General features: G+C 68.1%; 25 protein-coding genes. 17 read left to right on the forward strand and 8 right to left on the reverse strand.

The genetic code is table 11. From position 1 onward, the window contains the following. The first annotated feature begins 15 nt into the window (after positions 1–15). Positions 16–1,818, forward strand: coding sequence for a carbamoyltransferase family protein (locus L324_RS20140; RefSeq protein WP_037310570.1), 1,803 nt, complete (start codon positions 16–18; stop codon positions 1,816–1,818). Beyond that, positions 1,815–2,522 (forward strand): hypothetical protein, encoded by a 708-nt coding sequence (locus tag L324_RS20145; protein WP_037310573.1) that lies wholly within the window; start codon positions 1,815–1,817, stop codon positions 2,520–2,522. Before L324_RS20140 ends, L324_RS20145 begins: the two co-directional genes overlap by 4 nt. 10 nt (positions 2,523–2,532) lie before the next feature. Here L324_RS20145 and hemW read toward each other — a convergent pair whose 3' ends face one another. The 3 genes from hemW to L324_RS43645 form a co-directional block, all read right to left on the reverse strand. Further along, positions 2,533–3,747 carry a radical SAM family heme chaperone HemW gene (hemW, locus tag L324_RS20150; RefSeq protein WP_037310576.1) on the reverse strand — a complete coding sequence of 405 codons (1,215 nt, stop codon included), beginning with the start codon at positions 3,745–3,747 and terminating at the stop codon, positions 2,533–2,535. 64 nt (positions 3,748–3,811) lie between these two features. Further along, the gene (locus tag L324_RS20155; RefSeq protein WP_037310579.1) at positions 3,812–4,168 is read right to left on the reverse strand and encodes a hypothetical protein; all 357 of its coding nucleotides are present in this window, start codon (positions 4,166–4,168) and stop codon (positions 3,812–3,814) included. Between the two features lie 85 nt (positions 4,169–4,253). Then, positions 4,254–4,454, reverse strand: a complete 201-nt coding sequence (locus L324_RS43645; protein WP_235783589.1) for a VOC family protein — start codon at positions 4,452–4,454, stop codon at positions 4,254–4,256. A gap of 295 nt (positions 4,455–4,749) precedes the next feature. Between L324_RS43645 and L324_RS20165 the strand changes: the two genes are divergently transcribed. The 10 genes from L324_RS20165 to L324_RS20205 all read left to right on the forward strand — a co-directional run bounded on the left by L324_RS20165 (position 4,750) and on the right by L324_RS20205 (position 12,758). Further along, on the forward strand, positions 4,750–5,322 hold the full coding sequence (locus tag L324_RS20165) for a TetR/AcrR family transcriptional regulator (protein ID WP_037310582.1): 573 nt from the start codon (positions 4,750–4,752) through the stop codon (positions 5,320–5,322). 153 nt (positions 5,323–5,475) lie between these two features. Further along, complete coding sequence (locus L324_RS44140) at positions 5,476–5,562, forward strand: putative leader peptide (RefSeq protein ID WP_360907593.1); 87 nt, start codon at positions 5,476–5,478, stop codon at positions 5,560–5,562. A gap of 36 nt (positions 5,563–5,598) precedes the next feature. Further along, positions 5,599–7,293 carry a nitrite/sulfite reductase gene (locus tag L324_RS20170; protein WP_037310584.1) on the forward strand — a complete coding sequence of 565 codons (1,695 nt, stop codon included), beginning with the start codon at positions 5,599–5,601 and terminating at the stop codon, positions 7,291–7,293. Further along, positions 7,290–7,442: an eL43 family ribosomal protein gene (locus L324_RS20175; protein ID WP_037310587.1), complete on the forward strand. Its 153-nt coding sequence runs from the start codon at positions 7,290–7,292 to the stop codon at positions 7,440–7,442. The genes L324_RS20170 and L324_RS20175 overlap by 4 nt, the downstream gene beginning before the upstream one ends. Further along, positions 7,439–8,134 (forward strand): phosphoadenylyl-sulfate reductase, encoded by a 696-nt coding sequence (locus L324_RS20180; protein WP_037310590.1) that lies wholly within the window; start codon positions 7,439–7,441, stop codon positions 8,132–8,134. The genes L324_RS20175 and L324_RS20180 overlap by 4 nt, the downstream gene beginning before the upstream one ends. A gap of 11 nt (positions 8,135–8,145) precedes the next feature. Beyond that, complete coding sequence (gene cysD, locus L324_RS20185; protein WP_037310594.1) at positions 8,146–9,096, forward strand: sulfate adenylyltransferase subunit CysD; 951 nt, start codon at positions 8,146–8,148, stop codon at positions 9,094–9,096. After that, on the forward strand, positions 9,096–10,358 hold the full coding sequence (locus L324_RS20190; RefSeq protein ID WP_037310596.1) for a sulfate adenylyltransferase subunit 1: 1,263 nt from the start codon (positions 9,096–9,098) through the stop codon (positions 10,356–10,358). Before cysD ends, L324_RS20190 begins: the two co-directional genes overlap by 1 nt. Then, positions 10,355–11,104, forward strand: coding sequence for a sirohydrochlorin chelatase (locus tag L324_RS20195; protein WP_037310599.1), 750 nt, complete (start codon positions 10,355–10,357; stop codon positions 11,102–11,104). Before L324_RS20190 ends, L324_RS20195 begins: the two co-directional genes overlap by 4 nt. 179 nt (positions 11,105–11,283) lie before the next feature. Next, positions 11,284–11,907: a hypothetical protein gene (locus tag L324_RS20200; protein ID WP_037310602.1), complete on the forward strand. Its 624-nt coding sequence runs from the start codon at positions 11,284–11,286 to the stop codon at positions 11,905–11,907. Between the two features lie 77 nt (positions 11,908–11,984). Beyond that, entirely contained in the window at positions 11,985–12,758 is a 774-nt protein-coding gene (locus L324_RS20205) for an enoyl-CoA hydratase-related protein (RefSeq protein WP_037310604.1), read from the forward strand. Here the strand turns inward: L324_RS20205 and L324_RS20210 are convergent. The 3 genes from L324_RS20210 to L324_RS20220 are packed head-to-tail and all read right to left on the reverse strand — an operon-like array spanning position 12,755 to position 13,811. After that, on the reverse strand, positions 12,755–13,114 hold the full coding sequence (locus tag L324_RS20210) for a barstar family protein (RefSeq protein WP_037310607.1): 360 nt from the start codon (positions 13,112–13,114) through the stop codon (positions 12,755–12,757). The two genes, L324_RS20205 and L324_RS20210, sit on opposite strands and share 4 nt — an antisense overlap. Beyond that, positions 13,111–13,596 carry a guanyl-specific ribonuclease gene (locus L324_RS20215; protein WP_037310610.1) on the reverse strand — a complete coding sequence of 162 codons (486 nt, stop codon included), beginning with the start codon at positions 13,594–13,596 and terminating at the stop codon, positions 13,111–13,113. Before L324_RS20215 ends, L324_RS20210 begins: the two co-directional genes overlap by 4 nt. An 11-nt stretch (positions 13,597–13,607) precedes the next feature. Next, positions 13,608–13,811, reverse strand: a complete 204-nt coding sequence (locus L324_RS20220) for a hypothetical protein (protein ID WP_037310613.1) — start codon at positions 13,809–13,811, stop codon at positions 13,608–13,610. 59 nt (positions 13,812–13,870) lie between these two features. On the opposite strand from L324_RS20220, the gene L324_RS20225 reads away from it, so the two are divergent. Further along, complete coding sequence (locus L324_RS20225; protein WP_037310616.1) at positions 13,871–14,836, forward strand: zinc-binding dehydrogenase; 966 nt, start codon at positions 13,871–13,873, stop codon at positions 14,834–14,836. Positions 14,837–15,019: 183 nt separating this feature from the next. Next, on the forward strand, positions 15,020–16,063 hold the full coding sequence (locus tag L324_RS20230; protein WP_037310619.1) for an alpha/beta hydrolase: 1,044 nt from the start codon (positions 15,020–15,022) through the stop codon (positions 16,061–16,063). 23 nt (positions 16,064–16,086) lie between these two features. Here L324_RS20230 and L324_RS20235 read toward each other — a convergent pair whose 3' ends face one another. After that, a complete protein-coding gene (locus L324_RS20235; protein ID WP_328286153.1) occupies positions 16,087–16,959 on the reverse strand; it encodes a LysR family transcriptional regulator in 873 nt (290 codons plus the stop codon). A gap of 156 nt (positions 16,960–17,115) precedes the next feature. Between L324_RS20235 and L324_RS20240 the strand changes: the two genes are divergently transcribed. From L324_RS20240 to L324_RS20250, 3 genes are all read left to right on the forward strand, one after another. Further along, positions 17,116–17,967 carry an aspartyl/asparaginyl beta-hydroxylase domain-containing protein gene (locus tag L324_RS20240; protein WP_235783590.1) on the forward strand — a complete coding sequence of 284 codons (852 nt, stop codon included), beginning with the start codon at positions 17,116–17,118 and terminating at the stop codon, positions 17,965–17,967. 66 nt (positions 17,968–18,033) lie between these two features. Further along, positions 18,034–18,951, forward strand: a complete 918-nt coding sequence (locus L324_RS20245) for a DMT family transporter (protein WP_051173994.1) — start codon at positions 18,034–18,036, stop codon at positions 18,949–18,951. A gap of 113 nt (positions 18,952–19,064) precedes the next feature. Then, positions 19,065–20,543, forward strand: a complete 1,479-nt coding sequence (locus L324_RS20250; RefSeq protein ID WP_037310624.1) for an amino acid permease — start codon at positions 19,065–19,067, stop codon at positions 20,541–20,543. Here L324_RS20250 and L324_RS20255 read toward each other — a convergent pair. Beyond that, positions 20,518–21,567 (reverse strand): nitronate monooxygenase, encoded by a 1,050-nt coding sequence (locus L324_RS20255; protein ID WP_037310626.1) that lies wholly within the window; start codon positions 21,565–21,567, stop codon positions 20,518–20,520. The genes L324_RS20250 and L324_RS20255 overlap by 26 nt on opposite strands. Positions 21,568–21,665 lie beyond the last annotated feature (98 nt).

The following is a 21,665-nucleotide window of genomic DNA, read 5'->3' on the forward strand; positions in this document are numbered from 1 at the left end:
CACTGGAGAAGGAACATGTACGTACTGGGTATCAGCAGGGTCCACGATTCGGCGGCCGCGCTCGTGCGCGACGGCGAGATCATCGCGTTCGCCGAAGAAGAGCGTTTCACCCGGGTGAAGCACGACGGCGGTTTTCCGGCGCACGCCATCAGGTTCTGCCTCGACCGCGCCGGGATCACGCTCGCCGACGTCGACCACGTCGCCTACTACTGGCAGCGCTGGCGCGAAGGGGTGCACGCGGCGAAGGTGTTCGCGCGGTATTTCCCCGGCACGCTGGAGGTGTTCCGCAACGCGAACGGTGACGAGGGCGGCTCCTCGGCCGGTATGGTCGAGACCTTCAAAACCGGTGGCGGCAAAGGGGTCGACGACTATCACGTCGGCGGCGCGGTGCTGGCGCACATCAAACGGTCCTTCACGCTCGAACGGGACGTGAAGGAAGCCGCGGAATGGACCGGGCCGACGAAGTTCAAGACGCATCTGGTCGACCACCACAAGGCCCACGCGGCCAGCGCGTACTTCATCTCGCCGTGGGAAGAGTCGGCGGTGCTCACCTTCGACGGCATCGGCAGCGACGGGACCGCGACCTATCTGGGCCACGGCAAGGGAAACCGGATCATCGACATCCGCCGGATCAAGTTCCCGCATTCGCTGGGCGCGATGTACGCCGGTGTCACCGGCTACCTCGGCTTCTACCCCACCCGGGACGAAGGCAAGATCATGGGGCTGGCGCCGCTCGGCAACGACACCTATGTCGACGCGTTCAAGCAGCTGATCCACCTCGACGACGACGGCGGATACGAACTCGACCTGAGTTTCTTCGGGCACCACCGCACCGGCAAGCACGTCATGTCGAAGAAGTTCACCGACCTGTTCGGTCCCGCCCGCCCCAAGACCAGGGTCACCGCGGAGAACCCCGTACCGCAGCACTACTGCGACATCGCCTACGCGCTGCAGGTGACACTGGAGGAGGCCGGGCTGCACCTGGCGCGCTGGCTGCAGTGGGAGACCGGGTCGAAGCGGCTCTCCGTGGCGGGCGGGGTCGCGCTGAACAGCGTGATGAACGGCCGCCTGCTGCTGGAGACGCCGTTCGAGGACTTCTTCGCCCAGCCCGCGGCGGCCGACGACGGCTGCGCGCTCGGGTCCGCGCTGGAGGTGTCGGTCGGCACGTTCGGCAAGCCGCGTCCGCGCGACGGCTACACCTACACCGGCCCGGACTACACCGAGGCGGAGATGGAGCTGGCGCTGCAGGACGCCGGGGTCGCCTACACCAAGGTCGACGACATCGCCGCGCACACGGCCGCGAAGATCGCCGAAGGCAAGATCGTCGGCTGGGTGCAGGGCCGGATGGAATGCGGGCCGCGCGCGCTCGGCAACCGCTCGCTGGTGGCCGATCCGCGCGACCCCGACTCGAAGACGCGGATGAACGAGAAGGTCAAGCACCGTGAGGCGTTCCGGCCGTTCGCGCCGTCGTGCCTGGAGGAACGGGCGGGCGACTACTTCGTCAGCGACTACCCGTCGCCGGTCATGCTGCTGGTGTTCGACGTCCTGCCGGACAAACGGGACGAGGTCCCCGCCATCACCCACGTCGACGGCACCGCCCGCGTGCAGACGGTGAGCAGGACGGACAATCCGCTCTACTACCGGATGATCAGCGAGTTCGAGAAGCTCACCGGGGTGCCGATGGTCGTCAACACCTCGTTCAACGACAACAACGAGCCCATCGTCGCCAGCCCGGCCGACGCCGTGGCCTGCTACCTGAAGACCGACGTCGACGGACTCGCCCTCGGGCCGTTCTGGGCGGAGAAGGAGACCCTGTGACCGCCACCCTGCCCGACACGGCACCCGGGCCGAAGACCGGCTGGGTGCCCGCGCTCTACCGCCACCGCAAGTGGCTGTGGCTGGTCGCCGCGGTCCCGGCCGTGGTGACCACCCTGCTGATCATGGTGATCCTGCCGCCGGACCAGACGCTGGACAACGTCGTGGACTGGGCGTTCAAGCTGTGCCCGTTCGTGTTCGCGGTCGCCACGGTGGCGCTCTTCCCCCGCACCAAGTGGGGTCCGGCGCTGATCGTGCTCGCGGTGTTCGTCTACATGTCCTATTTGGACACCGAGCTGGTCATGCGGATCCAGGCGTTCGCCCGCAACGCCGCGACCGACGAGGACGCCTTCCAGCCGGTGTACCAGTTCGAGCTGTTCGTCGTGACGTTCATCGTCCTGTTCGGGCTGATGGCCTACCGGCTCGGCGGCGGCCGGACGGCGAACGTGCTCAAGACCGGGATCGCGGCGATCCTGGTGGTCATCTCGGGTGCCAACGACCTGACGTTCTGGGCGCTCAACGACGTCTGGTCCGCCGGGACGAAACCGACCGAGCTGAAATGGGCGTCGCATATGATCGTGTTCCTCGGCGGGCCGCCGAGCGTCCCGGCCGCGGTCGCGTTCATGCTGGTCCACCTGGCACTGGCGGCGCTCGTCGTCGCGCTGCCGGTGGGCCGGTGGGTGGACCGGGCACTCGGGCTGTCGTGAGCCCGATCGCTCAGGTGAGCCGGCGCACCAGACCGTCGGCCAGCAACCGCCCCCGGTCGGTGAGCACCGCGCGCTCCCGACCGTCCAAAGCGGACTGATCGAGCAGTCCTTCGGCGGCGGCGGCGCGGGCTTCGGCCCGGCCGTCGTCGTCAAGGGCGTCGAGCGGAAGTCCTTCGGACAGCCGGAGTTCCAGCATCACGCGTTCCAGATGCCGGTCTTCACCGGTCAGCAGTTCCCGGCCGGCGGCCGGTGAGTCCCCGGCGGCCAGCGCGCTCGCGTACCGGGCCGGATGCTTGACGTTCCACCATCGGACACCGCCGACGTGGCTGTGCGCGCCGGGTCCCGCGCCCCACCAGTCGCCGCCGCGCCAGTAGCCGATGTTGTGCCGGCAGCGGGCTTCCTCCGACGTCGCCCAGTTGGACACCTCGTACCAGCGCAAACCCGCCGAGGCGAGGACGCGGTCGATCATCTCGTAGTCGGCGGCGAGCACGTCGTCGTCCGGGGCGGGCAGTTCGCCGCAGCGGATCCGGCGGGCGAGCGCGGTGCCCTCCTCGACGATCAGCGCGTACGCCGAGACGTGGTCCACCCCCGCGGCCAGCACCGCGTCGAGCGAGGCCTGGAGATCTTCGACGCGCTCCCCCGGCGTGCCGTAGATGACGTCGAGGTTGACGTGCTCGAACCCGGCGGCGCGCGCCTCCTCGGCGGCCGCCACGGGACGGCCCACGGTGTGCACGCGGTCGAGGATCTTCAGCACGTGCCCCGCGGCCGACTGCATCCCGAGCGAAATCCGGGTGTACCCGGCGTCGCGGATGCCCGCGAAGAACTCGGGGGACGTCGATTCGGGGTTGGACTCCGTCGTCACCTCGGCACCGGCGGCGAGCCCGAACGTGTCGCGGACCGCGTCCAGGACACTGCGGAGGCCGTCCGCGCCGAGCAGCGACGGGGTCCCGCCGCCGACGAAGACGGTGTCGACCGCGGGCGGCTTCCCGAGCACGCGCGCGGCCAGGTCGAATTCGCGCTTGAGGCCTTCGAGCCAGGATTGCGGCGACGAACCGCTGTCCAGCTCGCCGGCGGTGTAGGTGTTGAAGTCGCAGTAGCCGCAGCGGGTCGCGCAGAACGGCACATGCACGTAGACGCCGAACGGTCGCGTGCCGAGCCCTTCCAGCGCGCTCTCGGGGAGCGCGGAGTCGACGGGCGTGGTGGTTTCGGGCAGCAACGCGGGCACACCCCAGTGTCCCCCACGCCGTGAAGGCCTCCTTCCCCGGGGAAAGAGGCCTTCACGGATCGCGCTATCTGTCGGCGATGTGCACCTTGACCGAGGTGGAGCGGGTGCCGTCCTCGAACCGCACCCAGACCAGGGTCTCCATACTCAACGAGTAGTCGTTGACCACGTAGTCCAGCGACCAGTCCCCGTTCTCGTCGGCCCGGACGTCGCGGCTCATGGCCATCTCGACCAGCACGACGTTGGCCAGATGACCCCGGGCCTTCGGCGAGCAGCCGACCGCCTCGAACCGGAACGAGCCGCCCTTGGGCAGCACCGCCCCTTCTTCGGGCGAAACCAGCCTGCAGCCCTGCTCGGCCCCGGAAGCGGTACCCGGGATCAGCAGGGACGCCAGCACCATCGCGGCGACCACCCATCGGCGCATGCGCAACTCCTCCGTCCTGTGTGGATCGGAGACCGAAGCTAGCGGCGACGGCGGTGACGCGCGGCCCCACTCACCCGAAGCGGTATCAGGCCAACCCGTTCGCGGCCAGCCACTCCGGTGAAGGCGGGATCACCTCGATGATGTCGATCAGGAAGCCGTTGAGGTCCTCGACGAAGAAGTGCCGCTGTCCGTAGACCTCGTCCACCAGCTCCTTGACGATCTTCACCCCCTCCGAACGCAGCCGCTCGTACTCCGCCGCCGCGTCCTCGACGACGAAACCGGCCATCGACCCCGCGACCTCCTGCGACCGCCACGGCTCGGGCGTCGACTCGTGCCCCGCTGGATGAAGCTCATCTCGTACCCCGGGACACCGAGGTTGAGACTGGAGAACCAGTCGAGTTCGACGGTGACCGTGAGCCCGAAGTGCCGCTGCCACCACCGGGTGGTCTCGGCGATGTCGTCGACGAGGATGCCCCCGCCGAAACCCTTGACCTGCATGTCGTTTGTTTCCTCCCAGCCGAACCACTTGATGCGTAGTACTATAGGCATAGTGGTTTGAACGAGGCAAGGAGAATGTCCCGATGCGACAGAACCCGGAGCGCCGGACCGCCCTCACCGACGCCGCCATCACCGTCCTCGCCCGCGAGGGCGCCCGCGGGCTCACCTACCGCGCCGTGGACGTCGAGGCGGACGTGCCGCCGGGGACGACGTCCAACTACTTCCGCAACCGGGACCAGCTGCTCGGCGAGGTGGGCGTCCGCGTGCACGAGCGACTGTCGGCACCCGCCGAGGTGCTGGCGAACCCGCAGGCCGAGACGCCGTCCCACGACCGGGTCGGCGTGCTGCTCGGCGAGCTCATGGGCAGGCTGACCGGCCATCGCGAGCCGTATCTCGCCCTGCTCGAACTCCGGCTCGAAGCCACCCGCCGCCCGGATCTGGCGGCCGAGCTGACCAAGACGATCCGCGAGAGCATCGACCTGAGCGTCGACTGGCACGTCGCCGCGGGGATGCCGGGCGGCCGGGCCGAGGTACTGCTGATGTATCTGGCGCTGACCGGGCTCACCGTCGAACGGCTCACCCTGCCCGACGTGCTCGCGGACGTCTCCGACGAAGAGGTCATCCGGGTCATCGTGGACCGCGTGCTCCCCTCTTGAGAAGTGCGCGTTCTGCGTCACAATGCCGGGTCACCGCCTCGGCCTTGACGCCCAAAGATGAGCTCTGACCTGCGGAAACGGTCGCGGTCGATCTGGGTTCCCAGCATTCGGACCGGCCTGGACCACATAGTGGGCGCGTGGCACGCTGAACCAATGACCCGCGCCGGAATCACCCTCGTGGCCCGCCGCCACGTGGATCTCCGTCGCGTGGCGAGCGCGCTCTGTGCGACGAACCGCTGACTCCCCGCCACCACCACGATCTGCCGGAGGACTCCCATGTCGTCGCCCACGCGCGAAACGCCTGCCCGTACCCCCCGGGTCAAACAGAAACGGGGCGAGGGACAGTGGGCTCTGGGGTACCGCGAACCGCTGAACCCCAACGAGCGGTCCAAGAAGGACGACAACCCGCTGAACGTGCGGGCGCGGATCGAGAACATCTACGCCCATCGCGGGTTCGACGCGATCGACCCCGGTGACCTCCGCGGCCGGTTCCGCTGGTTCGGCCTCTACACCCAGCGCAAGCCCGGGATCGACGGCGGCCGCACGGCGACGCTCGAACCGGAAGAGCTCGACGACCGCTACTTCATGCTGCGGGTCCGGCTCGACGGCGGCGCGCTGACCACCGATCAGCTGGCCGTGCTCGCCGAGATCTCGCAGACCCACGCGCGCGACACCGCCGACATCACCGACCGGCAGAACATCCAGTACCACTGGATCCAGATCGAGGACGTCCCGACGATCTGGGCCAAGCTGGAGAAGGCCGGGATGACCACGATGGAGGCCTGCGGCGACAGCCCGCGCGTCATCCTCGGCTCCCCCGTCGCCGGTATCGCCGCCGACGAGGTCATCGACGGCACGCCCGCGATCGACGAGATCAAGCGCCGCTACATCGGCGACCCGCGCTACTCGAACCTGCCGCGCAAGTTCAAGACCGCGATCTCCGGCCAGCAGGACGTCGCCCACGAGATCCACGACGTCGCCTTCGTCGGCGTCGACCACCCGGAGCACGGACCGGGTTTCGACGTCTGGGTCGGCGGCGGCCTGTCCACCAACCCGATGATCGGGCAGCGGCTCGGCGCCTGGGTCTCGCTCGACGAGGTCCCCGACGTCTGGGAAGGCGTGATCAGCGTCTTCCGTGACTACGGCTACCGGCGCCTGCGTGCCCGCGCGCGCATCAAGTTCCTGGTGAAGGACTGGGGCGCCGCGAAGTTCCGCCAGGTCCTGGAGGACGAGTACCTCAAGCGGAAGCTGGCCGACGGCCCCGCGCCCGAGGTACCCGCGACCCAGATCGACCATGTCGGCGTGCACCCGCAGACCGACGGCAGGTTCTACGTCGGCGCCGCACCGGTCGCGGGCCGGGTCTCCGGAGCCACCCTGCTGGCCGTCGCGAAGGCCGCCGAGCGCGCCGGATCGAACCGTGTCCGCCTCACCCCGCAGCAGAAACTCGTGATCCTCGACGTCCCCGAGGCCGAGGTCGGCGGGCTCAAGAGCGATCTGGCCGAGCTGGGCCTGCAGACCGAGCCGTCGCCGTGGCGGCGCGGGATCATGGCCTGCACCGGGCTGGAGTTCTGCAAGCTCGCCATCGTCGAGACGAAGGCCCGCGCGATCGAACTGGTCACCGAGCTGGAGAAGCGCCTCGCCGACATCCAGTCCGAGATCGAGAACCCGGTGACCGTGCACCTCAACGGCTGCCCCAACTCCTGCGCCCGGATCCAGACCGCCGACATCGGGCTCAAGGGCCAGATCGTGACCGACGAGGACGGCAAGCAGGTCGAAGGCTTCCAGGTGCACCTCGGCGGCGGGCTCGGCCTGGACGCCGGATTCGGCCGGAAACTGCGCGGGCACAAGGTGACCGCGTCGGAGCTGACCGCCTACGTCGAACGGGTCGTGCGGGCGTACATCGCCGGACGCGAACCCGGTGAGCGTTTCGCCCAGTGGGTCACCCGGGCCGAGGAAAGCGTCCTGCAGTGACCGAACGAGCGAGCCCGTACTACTGCCCTTTCTGTGGCGATGAGGACCTGCGGCCGGAAGAGGGCGGCTCCTGGCTGTGCTCGGGCTGCCGCCGGGTCTTCACCGTGAAGTTCCTCGGACTGTCCTTTCCGGAGGTGTCGCAAGGATGACCGCCACTGCCGACTACAAGACCCTCGCCGAACGGGCCTCGAAGGAGCTCGCGGAAGCGACCGCGACCGAGGCCCTCCGCTGGACCGCGGAGACGTTCGGCGACGACTTCATCGTCGCGTCGAACATGCAGGACGCCGTCCTGCTCGATCTGGCCACCCAGGTCAAACCCGACGTCGACGTCCTGTTCCTGCAGACCGGCTACCACTTCCCGGAGACCATCGGCACCCGTGACGCGGTGCAGGCGGTGTACCCCGGCGTGCGGATCGTCAACGCCGAAGCCGAACAGAGCGTCGCCGAACAGGACGCGGAGTACGGCCCGAAGCTGCACGAACGCGACCCGAACCAGTGCTGCCACCTCCGCAAGGTCGTACCGCTGCGGAACACGCTCGCGAAGTACTCGGCGTGGGTGACCGGCGTCCGCCGCGTCGACGCGCCGACCCGCGCGAACACGCCGATCGTCACCTGGGACGACCGCAACGGGCTGGTGAAGATCAACCCGATCGCGCCGTGGTCCGACGACGAGTTCAGGAACTACATCGACGAGCACGGGATCCTCGAGAACCCGTTGGTGTCCATCGGTTATCTGTCGATCGGCTGCGCGCCGTGCACCGCGAAGGTCGCTCCGGGGCAAGACCCGCGCAGCGGCCGGTGGGCCGGTCAGGGCAAGACCGAGTGCGGCCTGCACGGGTGAGAAGGGACGACATGACCACGCTCGAACCAGCGGCCACTGTGCTCTCCGGGGGCTCCCCCCGGACCCCCATCGCCACCGACAACCTGGCGGCGCTGGAATCCGAGGCCATCCACATCTTCCGCGAGGTGGCGGGCGAGTTCGACCGGCCGGTGATCCTGTTCTCCGGCGGCAAGGACTCCACACTCCTGCTGCACCTGGCGATCAAGGCGTTCTGGCCGGCGCCGGTGCCGTTCCCGCTGCTGCACGTGGACACCGGGCACAACTTCGACGAGGTCATCGACTTCCGCGACCGCGTGGTCGAGCAGCACGGGCTCCGGCTGGTGGTGGCGAAGGTCCAGGACTGGATCGACGACGGCAGGCTCGAAGAACGCGCCGACGGCATGCGCAACCCGCTGCAGACCACGCCGCTGCTCGACACGATCGCCGAGAACAAGTTCGACGCCGTCTTCGGCGGCGGGCGCCGCGACGAGGAACGGGCCCGCGCCAAGGAGCGGATCTTCAGTCTCCGCAACGCCTTCGGCCAGTGGGAGCCGCGGCGGCAGCGGCCGGAGCTGTGGAACCTCTACAACGGCCGTCACCGTCCTGGCGAGCAGGTCCGCGTCTTCCCGTTGTCCAACTGGACCGAGGCGGACGTCTGGAACTACATCGCCAGGGAGAAGGTCGAACTGCCGTCGATCTACTACGCGCACCGGCGCGAGGTCTACCAGCGCGACGGCATGTGGCTGGCCGAAGGCCCGTGGGGCGGCCCGCGGCCGGGCGAGGAAGTGCGCGAACTGACCGTGCGCTACCGGACCGTCGGCGACGGTTCGTGCACCGGTGCCATCGAATCGACCGCCGCCACGGTGGACGAGGTCATCGCCGAGGTCTCGGCCTCCCGGCTCACCGAACGCGGCGCCACCCGCGCCGACGACCGGATGTCGGAGGCGGCGATGGAAGACCGCAAGCGGGAAGGGTACTTCTGATGTCCAGCCTCCTCAGGCTCGCGACCGCGGGCAGTGTGGACGACGGGAAGTCGACCCTGGTCGGGCGGCTCCTGTACGACACCAAATCCGTGCTCGCCGACCAGCTGGACGCGGTCACCCGCGCCAGTGTCGACAAAGGACTGTCCACACCGGACCTCTCGCTGCTCGTGGACGGCCTGCGCTCGGAACGCGAACAGGGCATCACGATCGACGTGGCGTACCGGTATTTCGCGACCCCGAAGCGCAGCTTCGTCCTCGCGGACACCCCCGGCCACGTGCAGTACACGCGGAACACGGTGACCGGGGCGTCCACCGCGCAACTGGCCGTGCTGCTGGTCGACGCGCGCAAGGGCGTCATCGAGCAGACCCGGCGGCACGCCGCGGTACTCGCGCTGCTGGGCGTCCCGAACCTGGTGCTGGCGGTGAACAAGATCGACCTCGTCGGCTACGACGAAGCGACGTTCACCGTGATCGCCGAGGAGTTCGCCGGGCACGCCGCGTCGCTGGGCTACGAGCGGGGTTCCGTGCTCGCGGTGCCGGTTTCGGCGCTGGTGGGCGACAACGTGGCGGAGAAGTCGGACAAGACGCCCTGGTACTCGGGCCCGACCCTGCTGGAACACCTGGAAACCGTTCCGGTGGCACCGGATCCGCACGATTCGCCGTTCCGCTTCCCGGTGCAGTACGTGATCCGGCCGCGGACGGCCGACCACCCCGACTACCGCGGGTACGCCGGGCAGATCGCGGCGGGCACCGTCCGGCCGGGCGACGAGATCGTCGTGCTCCCGCAAGGACTCCGCAGCCGGGTGGAGGGCATCGACACCGCCGACGGGCCGCTCACCGAGGCAGTGGCGGGCGCCTCGGTGACGCTGCTGCTCGCCGACGACCTCGACATCTCGCGCGGGGACCTGATCGCCGCCGCCGACCGGCGGCCGGAGGTGACCGACGAGATCACCGCGACCCTGTGCTGGCTCTCGGCCAAGGCGCTCAACCCGGGCGCACGGGTGCTGGTGAAGCACGGTACCCGCACGGTGCAGGCCATCGTCGGCGAGCTCCACGCCCGCTTCGACGAGCAGACACTGTCCAGTGTGGACGATCCAGCCACCTTGGAGCTGAACGACATCGGCCGGGTGACCCTGCGGCTGGCCGAGGCGATCGGCGTGGACGACTACGGCGTCAGCCCGCGGACGGGCGCGTTCCTGGTCATCGACCCGAAGGACGGCGACACCCTCGCCGCCGGACTCGTCGGCGAAAGGTTCGCATGACCCCGAGCCGTACTCCGCCACTGGTCGCCGTCGCCCACGGCAGCCGCGATCCGCGGTCCGCCGCGACCATTCGCGCGCTGCTCGACGTCGCCCGCGGCCAGGCACCGGGTCTCGATCTCCGGGAGTCCTTTTTGGACCTCTCGGAGCCGTTGCTCACCGATTCCCTGCGCGGGCTGTACGCCGAGGGGCATCGCGAGGTCGTCGTGGTGCCGCTGCTGCTCGGCGTGGCTTATCACGCCCGGGTCGATCTGCCCGCGCTCGTCGCCGAGGTGACCGCGGACTGCCCTGGCCTCGACGTGCGCGTCTCCGGGGTGCTGGGCATCGATCCGCTCATCGAGACGGTCGCGCTGGACCGGCTCACCGAGGCCGGTGCCGATCTGGATGATCCGGGACTGGGCGTCCTGCTCGCGGGCGTCGGCTCGTCGAACGTCGCGGCGAACGACGCGGTCGCCGGGATCACCACCCGCTGGCACCTGCGGCGGGGGCTCCTCGCGACCCCCGCCTTCGCCAGCGCCGCCCAGCCGGACGTGCCCGCCGCCATCGCGCGGCTGCGGCTCAACGGCGCCCGGCGGCTCGCGGTCGCGGGCTGGTTCCTCGCGCCGGGACTGCTGCCGGACCGGATCGCGCGCCTGGCCCGCGAAGCCGACCCGTCGGTGATCATCGCCGGGCCGCTGGGACCGGATCCGCGGATCGCGGGCCTCGTCCTGGAACGCTACTCGGCCGCCGCGGCCCGGCTCGCCGCCTGAGTAGCGCGGCCTGTCCCGTTCGGGCGCTTGATACCGATCTTCGGAGGGTCTTGTTCCCAGTTCCGTGACGCCTCGCGTATGGGAACGGAGATTTCTTGACGAGTTACTTAACTTGCCGGTAACTCTCTAATCGCTGCGCAGCTCCCTTTCTCCCCATCGAACCCCCAGGTAGGTGGAACATGAAGGCTGCCATCCGTGCCCTCGTCTGCGCCTCGGCCGTACTCGTCCCGCTCGCCGGCCTCGCCGCACCGGCTTCGGCGGCGACCACCGTCGTCTTCGACTGTGAGGCGAAACCGCCGCTCGTCGGCAACAAGTACCTCAAGCTGAACCAGGACGCCGACGTCACCGCGCCGGCCACCGTCGCCCCCGGCGCCGCACTCGACATCGTCATCGACCCGGCGGCCAACACCGTCCCGGCCGAGGTCAGCGGCTACCAGGTCAAGCACATCAAGGACTTCGCGCTGAAGATCCCGATCCCGGCGAACTCGACCTGGGTGGGCGCCGACCTCACCGGCGGCTCCGGCATCGGCTCGACCCCGCCGAAGATCACCGTCTCGGGCAGCGTCGCGACGCTGAGCTTCCCCGGCCCGATCGCGGGCGGCTCGACGTTCGAACTGCCGACCGTGACCGCGCATCTCACCGCGGGCACCTCCGGCAGCATCGAGACGAAGCTGGGAGGGACCAGCTACGGCGACCCGGGGCTGACCTTCACCGCGGTGGTCAGTGCGGGCTTCGACGTCTCGGCGCCGACGTCCTGTTTCCCGAACCCGAGCCCGACCTTCACCACGACGACGATCGGCTGAACCGCGCCTGCGCCACCATCGGAGCATGGTGGCGCAGGCCACTGCCCGGCCTGACCGGGCTGTGCGAAGGTGTGGCCATGGCTGACGAACTGGTGCACTACGACGTGGTGGGCGGCACCGCCACGATCACCTTGGACTCCCCGCACAACCGCAACGCGCTCTCCGCCCAGCTGCGCCGTGAGCTGAGCGAGTCGCTGGACAAGGCACGGGCGGACGACACGGTGCGGGTCATCGTGCTCACCCACACCGGCCCGGTGTTCTGCGCCGGGATGGATCTCAAGGAGGCCCGTGGGGCGGGCGCGGGCGACCAGGGCGTCAACGAGTTCCCCAAGATTCTCGAACAGCTGTGGACCAGCCCCAAGCCGGTGGTGGCGAAGCTGGCGGGCCCCGCGCGGGCGGGCGGCATCGGCATGGTGGCCGCGACCGACATCGCCGTCGCCGTCCACGAAGCGACCTTCGCGTTCTCCGAAGTACGGATCGGCGTCGTGCCCGCCATCATCTCGCTCACCGTGCTGCCCCGGCTCACCGCCCGTGCCGCGCACGAACTGTTCCTGACCGGCGACACCTTCGACGCGAAGCGGGCCGTCGAGATCGGCCTGCTGAACTCGGCTGTCCCGGCCGAAGAACTCGACGGTGAGGTCGCCCGCTACGTCAAGGCGCTCGCCCTCGGCGGCCCGAAGGCGCTCGCGGCGACGAAGGAACTGCTGAGCAAGCCTCGCCCCGCGACGCCGAGTGAGGGCTTCGAGGCCATGAACAAGCTGTCCGTCGGTTTCTTCGCGAGCGAAGAGGGCCAGGAGGGCATCACGGCCTTCGCGCAGAAGCGCAAGCCGAACTGGGTGCCCGAAAGCTAGTCCGGCAGGACGACGGTGAGGCGCCGGGAGTCCCTTCGATCACCGGAGGGCCCCAGCGCCCGCTGCGCGTCGGAAAGCACGCTGCGGATCGCCAGGTACGCCTTGGGATCGCGGTCCCTGAGCAGCGAGGAACCGGACCAGATCAGCACATGCTCCCCCGCCGGGAGCCAGGACAGGTCGGTCAGGCAGTCGTAGAGCGCGTCGAGGTTCTTCCCGAAGTACTCGGGGAACGACAGGGCCTCCGCGATCGCGTCGAGCGTGGTGGCCTTGTCGACCGTCCGGCCGCCCTCGATCAGATGCGGACGCGCGCCCCGCGCGAATGCCTTGTCCGCCTCGCTCTTCTCCACCTCGCTCATCGGCTGGTGTCCACTACGACGAAGGACTTGTAGTGGTCCTCGGTGTAGTACAGCTCCTTGGCCGAGCCGGTCACCAGCCGCCGGGCGCCGCGATCCGGGCTGCCCGGCGTCTTGACCGTGTACTCCCGGTAGTAGCCGGAGTCCTTGGCTGGCAAGACCTTCTCCCGGTTCTGGAAGGGGACGTCATCGTTGCGCGGATACGGGTACGGCCCGCCGGCCTTGATGAGGCGCCAGGTTTCCGACGCCTGAGGGGGCAGTCCCGTGAGCGGTTTGACCGGCAGCCCGGACTCCTCGCCCGCGACCTTGCCCTTGGCCCGGCTCGCCGCGGCCTCGCCCGACGGCCCGGCCGAAGCGGACGAACTCGCCGGAGCCGAGGTGCTCTTCGTGTCGTCACCGCTGATGCCGTCCTTGACGAACCAGCCGGCGAGCACCAGCACGATCAGCCCGATCAGGGCGGCGGTGATCCGCCTACGGTTGAACATGGTGCGCCAGCTTAGGAGGACCGGTCGGAGTCGTTCGCATCGCGGGCCGCGCCGAAGAGCCGGGCGACCTTGCCGAAGGCGGTGTCGAGCAGCCAGGCCGCGACCAGGCACAGCGGCACCACGACCGCCATGACCAGCACGAATTGCACGGGGAACGGGGCCTGCGCGAGCCACAGCTCGACGCCGTCCCACCAGTCAGCAAGCCCGTTGAACACACTGTGAGCCTACGCTCGCGGCCGCTGCCACCACCGGTCAGGCCATGTAGGTTGCTGACATGTTCGCCGTTTACGCTTCCGAACCCAACGCCGAAAAGCCGCTGGACTCGCTCGTGATCGGCGAGCGCCCCGAGCCCGAAGTGCCCGAAGGCTGGGTGCGGGTCACCGTCAAGGCCGCCAGCCTCAACATGCACGACCTGTGGACACTGCGCGGGGTCGGCATCAAACCCGAACAGTTCCCGATGATCCTGGGCTGTGACGGCGCGGGCACCCTCGACGACGGCACCGAGGTCGTCCTCCACTCGGTGATCAACGCGCCGGGCTGGCAGGGCGACGACACCCTCGACCCGAAGCGCACTCTGCTGACCGAGAAACACCAGGGCAGCTTCGCCGAACAGGTCGTCGTCCCGGCGCGGAACGTCGTGCCGAAGCCGGCCGGACTGAGCTTCGCGGAAGCGTCGACCATGGGCACGGCGTGGCTGACGGCCTACCGGATGCTGTTCGTGAAGTCCGGGCTGCGGCCGGGGCAGACGATGCTCGTCCAGGGTGCCTCCGGCGGTGTCTCGACGGCCCTGATCCAGCTCGGGCGTGCGGCCGGATTCCGGGTTTGGGTCACCGGGCGTAGCGAAGAAAAGCGTGCGCTGGCCGAGAATCTGGGCGCACATCAGACCTTTGAGTCCGGCGCTCGGCTGCCGGAGCGGGTGGACGCGGTCTTCGAGACCGTGGGTAAGGCGACGTGGTCGCACTCGGTCAAGTCGCTCAAACCGGGCGGCATCATCGTCGTTTCCGGGTCGACCAGCGGCCCGGACGCTCACGCGGAGTTGCAGCGTGTGTTCTTTCTGCAACTGCGCATCGCGGGTTCCACGATGGGGACCAGGGACGAACTGAACGATCTCCTCGCCTACCTGGAGCTCACCGGCGTCCGGCCGCACATCGGCGCCGAACTGCCGTTCACGGAAGCCGAGACCGGGTTTAAGAACATGCTCGAAGGGGAAACTTCAGGCAAGGTGGTTTTCACGCATTGATCGGAGGGGTGAGCCCACCCCCTCGCCGCGATCAAGCGCGCACATGAGCGCACGTCCGCGCGGTCGACGCAGGTCAAGCAGCCATTCCACGGTCTTGTCAAGTGTCAAGAACGTTATGACTCAGCGAGCTTTTCACGACCAAAGTTCGACCAAAATCCGACCTCTCGCGGTTAGCCTTGAGGTATGACCGCATCGCAGCGGCCCGAACCGGCGGACCCCGGGGGCCGGAGCAGCACCGACGCCGACCCGATCCGGGTCTCCTTCCGGCGCTACGCCGGGGTGCGCACCAGAGTGCTCGAAGTCGGACCGCAGCCGGTGGAGCCCGCCGACCGCGCCCCGCGGCGGGTGCTCGGCAAGCGGGCCACCGCACGCGGGCACGCGAAGCCGACGGCACCGAGGCTGGTACTGCTGCACGGCTACTGCGACAGCGCCGACACCTGGCGCCCCGTCCTGGAGCTGCTCGCGGCCGCCGGTGTTCCGGCGGTCGCGGTCGATCTGCCCGGATTCGGTGACGCTCAGCCGCTGCGGCCGGGCCCGATGCTCCCGCAGCTGGACGCCTTCACCGCGGCCGTGATCAAGGAGCAGGCCGTCCTCGGCACGGTGGTGCTCGCCGGGAACTCGCTCGGCGGCACGATGAGCCTGCGCGCCGCGGAGAACCACCGGCTGCCGGTCGCGGGCGTGGCGTCGATCGCCGCCCCTGGTTTCGTGGACAGCTGGCTGATCCGCACCGTGGCGCGCTATCCGCTGCCGCTGCGGATGTACTCGGCCCTGCCGCTGCCGATCCCCGGCTTCGTCGTCCGCGCCGTCGCCGAGCAGGTCGTGCCCCGCCTGCTCTACGCGAACGCCACCGCCGCGGACGCCGAGCAGGTTCGCCGGTTCACATCGCTGTTCCCGGACTATCGCTCCACCACCAGCCGGCTCGAACAGGCGAGGCAACTCGTCGAAGAGCTGACGGACGCGTACCGGCTCGAAGAGATCCGCGTCCCGCTCCTGGTCGTCGTCTGCGGCAAGGACAAGCTGGTCAGCGCCGCCTCCGGACGGCAGCTGCACGCGCTGGTCCCGCACAGCAGGCTGATGGTGCGCGAAGACTGGGGACACTGCCCGCAGCTCGACGATCCCCTCGAGATCTCCGAGTTGCTGACGTACTTCTCCGCCAGCGCGTCCAGGCCGTCGAAGATCGCCGCTCGCGTGGCGGCCGAAGTGAGCGAGGACACCGTCGCCGGATAGGTGCCGATAGGTGCGATCTCCTGTTATCCGACCAGCGCCCTGGCGATGGCGAGGAAGTCGCGGAGTGCGGGATGTGAGGAGTGTGGCGGCCAAGCCAGATATACGGTGACAGGGGGAGCGTCGCTGAGGGGAACGTAGACGATCTCGGGGCGCTGATACAGCTGGCTGCTCGGGTCCGGGGTGATTCCGAGTCCTGCCCCGGCCGCGATGTTGCTCAACCAGTCGTCGACGGTGGCCACCTCGACCGTGACGGCGGGTCGCCGGTTCTCTTCCCACAGGTAGGGCTCGGTCGTCCCGGAAGCGGTGTTGACGACCAGGTCGTACGGGACCAGCTCCCCGAGAGTCACCGATCGACGGTTCGCCAGCTGATGCTGAGCGGGGACCGCGGCCAGACGTGCCTCCCGATAGAGCAGCTCGTGCCGGTATCGCGACCCTGGCCGCTGTCCCCTCACCACGGCGATGTCGATGACAGCCTCGTCCAGCTTGACGTAGAGGTCATCGACCTGTCGCAGCTGCAGTGGGTATTCCGGGTGTTCGACCCGCCATCGCTGGATCAGGTTCGTGGTGAATCGCCCCAATGCCGCCCAGGCATGCCCCACTCGTAACGGCCTCGGGGCGTCGAACGGGCTTGATACGGCCTCGGTAAACGCGTTGACGGCCTGCGTCGCCTTTGCCCGGAAGGCCATTCCCGCGGCGGTGAGTTCCACTCCTTTTGCCGACCGGCGCAGCAACGTGGCTCCTACCTGCTGTTCGAGCTGGGAAAGCGTCCGCGACAGGGCGGGCTGGGTCACCCTCAACAGTCGCGCCGCGCGACTGATACTGCCCTCCTCGACTGCCGCGAGAAACGCTTCCAGGTGCCTGAACTCAACCCCCATAACCGCCAAGCATACCGTCATTCGAAACGAGCATTATCGCAAGGGTTTCGAGCGGTGCTATAAAGAACCGCACCCACCCAGCAGGAAATCGCACTCAGACAGCTGTGCGATGAAGTCGCCGCGCACAAGTCCGAAAAGTACGAACTTACCGGGAGGAAATCGGTGCGCTCTCATATCGTGGGCAAAGTCGAACTGGACAGGGTCAGACTTCAACAGGACCTTGAAGCACTGGCCGCGATTCCACGTGTCGAGGAAGAGTACGACGAATTCAGCTCCGGATACTGGAAGAACCTTTCGCTCTGGAACTCCAGCGGCGAGGCGGACGACACCATGTATCGGGACATCCAGGGAGCGGCGAAGCCGACAGCGCACGCCACCAAAGCACCTTACCTGGACGAACTGATCCGAACGGTTTTCGACCCGAACATCGTCAAGATGGCTCGAGCCCGCAACCTGGTGGACGCCATGGTCATCCCGCACCGGGACTTCATCGAGCTGGACAAGGACAACGACCAGTACTTCCGCACGTTCATGGTCCTCGAAGACAACGAATCCGCCTTCCATTCCGATGACGACACCGTTATCCACATGCGTCCGGGCGAGATCTGGTACCTCGACGCCGCCGCCCCGCATTCTGCGGTCAATTTCTCCTCGAACAGCAGGCAGTCCTTGTGCGTCGACTTCGCTTTCGACGGACCCTTCACGGAAGATCAAATATTCTCCGAAAAATCGTTCTATCAGCCCGCTTTGAAGCCAGATATCGTGGCCAGGAAGCCGTTCACCGACGAACATCGCAACAAGCTCGTCCGACTCGGCGAGGTCATCGACAAGGACAACTTCAAAGACATCTTGTTCTTGATGTCGCGGGTGCATTACCGGTACGACGTGCCTGCCGCCGAGACCTATACATGGTTCATCGAAGCCTGCCACCTGGCCGACGACGCGACATTGGTAGCGAGAGCGGAGGGGGTACGCGACTACATGATCGGTCAGCGCGCCCTCGGTGAGCGGCTCCTCGCAGTCGCCTGACCCACCTCGAAGTGGGGAGACCCGTTTTCCCGGGTCTCCCCACCCAAGCGGAAGAACCGGCCACCGATGCCCGAAGTCGCATCCCCATCCCGTGTCAGCCGGCTCAAGGTCGGCGCGCCGATAGCGTTCGTGCTCATGTGGGCCAGCGGCGCGATCGCCGTGCTGTACGGCCTCGAGCACTCCTCGGTGGTGACGTTTCTCCTGTTACGCGCCGTCGGCGCGGCCGCGATCTCCTGGCTGGTGTGGCTGGTCGTGCGTGATCGACTGCCCGCTCGCCGGGGACAGTGGGCACGCTTGATCGCTGTCGCACTCCTACTTCAGGTGTTTTACCAGGGATTCTTCTTCCTGGCATTGGGGACGGGGGCACCGGCGGGAGTGGTCGCGGTGCTGGTCGGCTTCCAACCGGTCCTCACCGCGATCTTGACCCGCCCCGGCTACGACCCCACCCTGTACGCGGGTCTGGCGCTGGGCTTCGCCGGGGTCGTGGTCACCTCCGCGTCGGGAATCGACCTGAGTGAGGTCGGCAGCGTGCTGGGCGTGGTGTTCTCCATCGCGGCACTGATCGGCATCACGGCGGGAACGCTGGTGCAGGCTCGCACGGTCGGCGTCGGGGTGTGGGCCTCCCTTGCTCTGCAAAGCACCATCAGTGCCGTCGTCTACGCCCTTGTCGCCCTCACCACAGGAACCGTGAGCGCGCAGGCGAATTTCGAGCTCGTCGCCGCAGTGGGGTGGATGGTCCTGGTCGTGTCCGTCGGAGCGACCGCGCTGCTGTACTTGATGATCGGCAAAGGTGAAGCCACCAAGGTGACCAGCTTGTTCTACTGCGTTCCACCGGTCACCGCGTTGCTGGACTGGGCGTTCTTCGGACGGTTCCTCACCGGCTGGGAGATCGCGGGCGTCGTTCTCGTCTCCTTGGCGGTCGCGCTGACTCAGCGCGCGAAAGAAAGTCACGCTCACAAACCGAGGCAAACCAGCGACGCATAGTGCACGAACAGCCCCCGAAATGGGGCACCCTGTTCACCCACTCGGAGGACGCAGCTTAGTCTCCCACTCGGACTGTGACCCAGTCCGAAGGCACAACCTGTTGGGAGACGACGATGTCCGCACCGCGCAGTCTGGGCTCGGGAACCGGGATATTCCGACGCAAACCGATCGATCAGATCCAAGAACTCGGTGACAACGGCGGCGGGCTGCACCGCACGCTGGGGCTCCGCCAACTGACCGCGATCGGCGTCGGCGGCATCATCGGCGCGGGGATCTTCTCCCTGGCCGGTGCGGTCGCGAACGAGAAGGCCGGCCCCGCCGTGCTCATCTCGTTCCTCATCGCGGGGATCGCCAGCGCGGCGGCCGCGTTCTCCTACGCCGAGTTCGCCGGGCTGATCCCCCGTGCCGGATCCGCCTACACCTATGGCTACACCGTGCTGGGCGAGATCGTCGGCTGGTTCATCGGCTGGGACCTCCTGCTCGAGTACACCGCGATCGTGGCGGTGGTCGCGATCGGCATCTCCGGCTACTTCAACGAGTTACTGGGCTATCTCGACATCAAGCTTCCGTTGTGGATGCTGGGCGCTCCGGGCACCGAGAAGGGCGACGTCGCGTCCGGCTCGTACAAGATCAACCTGTTCGCCGTGCTGCTGTGCCTGCTGATCGCCTTCATCCTCAACCAGGGTATGAAGAACGCGGCCCGGTTCGAGACGCTGCTGGTCTACCTGAAGGTCGCGCTGGTCCTGCTGGTGATCGTCGTCGGCGTGTTCCACATCAACACCGACAACTACTCGAACTTCTTCCCGTTCGGTCTCAGCGGTGCCTTCACGGGCGCGGCGACGGTGTTCTTCGCGGTCTTCGGCTACGACGCCATGTCCACCGCGGCCGAGGAATCCACCGACTCCCAGAAGCACATGCCGAAGGCGATCATCTACTCACTCGCCATTTCGATGGTGCTCTACGTGCTGGCCTGCCTGGTCCTGACCGGCATGGTCAACTACAAGGACATCGACAGCGAAGCCGCCTTCTCCAGTGCCTTCGCGGGTATCGGGATGAAGTGGCTCGGCCTGATCATCGCGGTCGGTGCGATCATCGGCATCACCACGGTGCTGTTCACCTTCCTCATGGGTGCGAGCCGCGTCGGCTACTCGATGAGCCGCGACGGTCTGCTGCCCAAGTGGTTCGGCAAGACCCACCCGGTGCGCAAGGTGCCGAGCCGGATGACTTGGGTGCTCGGCATCGCGTCGGCGCTCATCGCGGGTCTGCTGCCCATCGGCGAAGCCGCCGAACTGACCAACATCGGCATCCTGCTCGCGTTCGTGGTCGTCTGCGTCGCCGTGATCGTGCTGCGCTACAAGCAGCCCGACCTGCCGCGGTCCTTCAAGACCCCGGGCATGCCGGTCGTGCCGATCATCGGCGTCGTCTTCTCGATCTGGCTGATCACGTTCCTGGACCCGGAGACCTGGCTGCGGTTCGCGATCTGGTTCGCCATCGGCCTGGTCATCTACTTCGCCTACAGCCGCCGTCACTCGGCGATGAACGCGAACAGCGGCGACGCGAAGCAGGTCAGCGAAGACGACTCAACCGCGTAGCGGCTTCGCGGGCTTCGGCCTGGAGGCGTTCGACGATCGACGCCGCCGGGCCGGAGCCCGCGAGTTCGTAGGTCTGCCCGGCGTAGAGGGACATGATCTCCGCGTCCCCCGCCTTGCCCGCCGCCGCGCGGATCGGTTTGGTCAGATTGTTGACCTCCGGATACGCCGACGGCGCCGTGGCCGAGAAGTCCGTGACCGCGCGGTTGACCAGGGAGCGCGCGGGACGACCGCTGAACACCCTGGTGAACGCCGTCGGCCTGCCTCCGTCCGCCAGCGCCAGCCGGTGCGCGGGCTGTGTCCCGGCTTCGTCCGCCCTCAGGAACGCGGTGCCCAGCTGAGCCGCGACCGCACCCGCCGCCAGCACCGCCGCGATGTCGGCGCCGTGCACGAGACCACCGGTGGCGACGAGCGGCAAGTCCGTGCGCGCCGAAACCAAGCGAAGCAGGCTGAGCACGCCGTACTGCGGTCCCCCGCCTTCGGCCTCGGGTTCGTCAGCGAAGAGCCCTCGATGCGCTCCGGCCTCGAAGCCCTGGAGCACGAGAGCGTCCGCGCCGACCGCTATAGCCCTTTCGGCTTCCTCCGGGCTGGTGACCGTGACGGCCACTTCGCTCCCGTTGGCATGCAGGCGCCCGACGTCCTCCGGCGAGGGAACGCCGAAGGTGAAAGAAACGACCGGCACCTTCCGCTCCAGCACGACCTCGAGCTTCGCGGTGTAGGCGTCGTCATCCCAGCGTGGCTCACCGGGTTCGACGCCGTAACGCTCGGCTTCCGCACGCCAGCGCTCGATATGGCCGCCGAGGTCGGCCTCGGCGGCGCCACCCGGGACGAAGAGATTCACCCCGAACGGCTCACCCGTGAGTTCGGCCGTCTTGGCGATCCGGTCCGCGAGGGCGTCGGCGCTCAGATAGCCCCCGGCCAGGAAGCCGAAGCCACCCGCCGCGGTCACCGCGGCCACGAGTTCGGGAGTGGTCGGCCCGCCGGCCATGGGAGCCGCGATCACCGGGAAACGCAGGTCTTCGAACACGCTTCCGACGATAGTCCTCTCACCACGACACGGAATGTGACCTGCGAGTCACGTCAAGGTTCCTCCCTGGTGGTCTAGACCTTTGTCGGCGGAAATGC

It is taken from the genome of Amycolatopsis orientalis DSM 40040 = KCTC 9412 (assembly GCF_000478275.1).
GTDB classification, from domain to species: domain Bacteria; phylum Actinomycetota; class Actinomycetes; order Mycobacteriales; family Pseudonocardiaceae; genus Amycolatopsis; species Amycolatopsis orientalis.